Raw genomic sequence first — 3038 nt, forward strand, 5'->3', positions numbered from 1 at the left:
GCTGGCACTGCTGGCACTGGGACCTCACGGCTTTGTCGGTCAGTTCACTCAATCGCTGGGGTTTGGCACCCTGACCTTCAGTTTTGCGGGGCTGGTCGTTGGCTCGGTGCTGTATTCGATGCCATTCGTGGTTCAACCGCTGCAAAACGCGTTTTCCGCCATTGGAACTCGCCCATTAGAGGTTGCCGCGACCTTGCGCGCGAATCCATGGGACACCTTTTTCAGCGTGATCCTGCCCCTCGCCCGACCCGGTTTCATCACCGCCGCGATCCTCGGCTTCGCCCACACCGTCGGCGAGTTTGGTGTGGTTTTGATGATCGGCGGCAATATCCCGGACAAGACTCGCGTGGTGTCGGTGCAGATCTACGATCATGTCGAAGCCATGGAATATGCCCAGGCTCATTGGCTGGCCGGGGCGATGCTGGTGTTCTCTTTTGCGGTGTTGCTGGTGCTCTACTCCGGCCGTAAAACCAAAGCAGGCTGGAGCTGATCGATGATCGATATGCGTCTGAAACTGAGCTATTCGGGGTTCGCCCTGGACGTGGACCTGCAAATGCCTGGCCGTGGCGTGACCGCGCTTTACGGACACTCCGGTTCGGGGAAAACCACCTGCCTGCGCTGCATCGCGGGTCTGGAACGGGCTCAACAGGGTTTTATCCGGGTCAACGATGAGGTCTGGCAGGACAGCGACAAGAAGATTTTCGTGCCGCCACATAAACGCGCGCTGGGGTATGTTTTTCAGGAAGCCAGCTTGTTTCCTCATCTGTCGGTGCTGGCAAATCTGGAATTTGGTCTCAAACGCATCCCGAAGCAGTTACGCAAGGTCGACATGGCCCATGCCACGGAACTGCTGGGAATCGGGCACCTCCTGGAACGTCACCCGCAGCATCTTTCCGGCGGAGAACGGCAGCGGGTCGGCATCGCCCGCGCGCTGCTCACCAGCCCGAGACTTTTGTTGATGGACGAACCGCTGGCGGCGCTGGACAGTCAGCGCAAAAACGAAATCCTGCCTTACTTGCAACGCCTGCACGATGAGCTGGATATCCCGGTGCTGTACGTCAGTCACTCACAGGATGAGGTCGCGCGGCTGGCCGACCATATCGTCTTGCTGAGCGAAGGCAAGGCACTGGCCAGCGGCCCCATCGGCGAAACCCTCGCTCGCCTGGACCTGCCACTGGCGCTGGGCGACGACGCAGGTGTGGTGATCGAAGGGCATGTCAGCGCGTATGACGCGCACTATCAGTTGCTGACCTTGCAGTTACCCGATACCGATCTGGGCATTCGCGTTGCTCACGCGCCCATGCCCCTGGGCCAGGCACTGCGTTGCAAGGTTCACGCGCGCGATGTCAGCCTGAGCCTGAAAAGCATCGAGCAAAGCAGCATCCTCAATCGCTTGCCGGTGACGGTGATCAGTGAAATCGGTGCCGACAACGCCGCCCATGTGCTGATCCGCCTGAACGCCGCTGGCACACCCTTGCTGTCACGTATCACCCGCTACTCTCGAGACCAGTTGGGCCTGCATACCGGCCAGCAACTCTGGGCACACATCAAAGCGGTGGCGGTCCTGGCCTAAGTCTTTTGGCACCAACGACAAACGCATGCGGTCAATGGCTGTACTGGCCCCTGATTTGTCGCCGAGGATGACTCGCCATGTCCGATACCGCGTTGCCTGATGTATTGCCACCGGACCTGCACTATGTCGATGACACGCAGCCCGGAATCACCCGCAAACTGCTGCGTGGAAAATTTTGTTACTTCGACCCTGCGGGCCAGCGCATCACCGACCCGGACGAAATCAAACGCCTCAACGCCCTGGCCGTGCCACCGGCCTATACGAATGTGTGGATTTGCGCCGACCCGTGCGGTCATCTGCAAGCCACCGGTCGCGACGCTCGTGGTCGTAAGCAGTACCGCTACCACCCGCGCTGGCGCGAAGTGCGTGATGCCGACAAATACTCGCGCCTGCGCGACTTTGGCCTGGCGCTGCCGAAACTGCGCAAGCAGCTTGAAACACTACTGGCGGCGCCCGGCTTCAGCCGAGATAAAGTCATGGCCACTGTCATAACCTTGCTCGATGCGACTCTGATCCGGGTCGGAAACACTCAATACGCCCGGGACAATCGCTCCTACGGCCTGACCACCCTGCGCAGCCGACACGTTGAAGTCAACGGCAGTGCGATCCGCTTCCAGTTCCGCGGCAAAAGTGGCGTCGAGCACCAGATCACCGTGAAAGACCGACGCCTGGCCCGGATCATCAAGCGCTGCCAGGAAATCCCCGGACAAAACCTGTTCCAGTATCTGGATGAAAATGGCGATCGACATACCATCAGTTCCGCCGACGTCAACGCCTACCTGCAAACCCTCACTGGCGCCGATTTCACGGCGAAGGACTACCGCACGTGGGCGGGCAGTGTTCTGGCGTTGTCCGTGCTGCGCGAATTGCAGTGGGAACCAGAGTCTGATGCAAAGCGACAAGTAGTAGAGATGGTGAAGAACGTCGCCAGACAATTGGGCAACACACCGGCGGTGTGCCGAAAATGCTACATCCACCCGGCGGTGCTCGACGCTTTTATGCTCGGCGCCCTGGCTGAACTGCCTCGGCCAAGGATGCGCAAAGGTCTCAAGTCAGAGGAAGTCGGGCTGGCAGTGTTCCTTGAGCGAATGCTCGCCAGTGCGGAAGCGACGAACTGACCTGTCTATTTTTTGCACGATCACAAAGAACTTCTATAGTTGATCTGAACAAGAATCAGCTGCGGTGAAGCCATGGAAGACATATTCGTTGTTTCATCGGGGACGGTTTTGAGGCTGAAACAGATACCCGGCAGGAATGCCAACGGCTGAACTCAACGTCGCACGTGAAGGCCCGGCCAGGCAGATGAATATTCACCTGCCTGCTACGGGTCTATACTGAAAAACAACTGAAGGAACAGCAACCCCAACGGCAAGCTCGCCTCACGCGGGCTTTTTGCTGCATATGCCAGGTTTCTTCAACGGAGGTGTTTGCCATGTCCGAAAAAGAGTCCATCACCACCCTCCTC

At 58.7% G+C, this 3038-nt stretch carries 3 protein-coding genes; all 3 read left to right on the forward strand.

Going from position 1 to position 3038, the window contains the following annotated elements; translation table 11 throughout:
* Nucleotides 1-490: molybdate ABC transporter permease subunit (locus AC1DSG_RS29715; RefSeq protein WP_477794059.1), on the forward strand; the 490-nt coding region annotated here is incomplete at its 5' end.
* A 3-nt stretch (nucleotides 491-493) separates the two neighbouring features.
* A complete protein-coding gene (gene modC, locus AC1DSG_RS29720; RefSeq protein ID WP_477794060.1) occupies nucleotides 494-1573 on the forward strand; it encodes a molybdenum ABC transporter ATP-binding protein in 1080 nt (359 codons plus the stop codon).
* A 77-nt stretch (nucleotides 1574-1650) separates the two neighbouring features.
* Entirely contained in the window at nucleotides 1651-2691 is a 1041-nt protein-coding gene (locus tag AC1DSG_RS29725; protein ID WP_477794061.1) for a DNA topoisomerase IB, read from the forward strand.
* The last annotated feature ends 347 nt before the right edge of the window (nucleotides 2692-3038 follow it).

The organism is Pseudomonas sp. P5_A12, assembly GCF_056400685.1.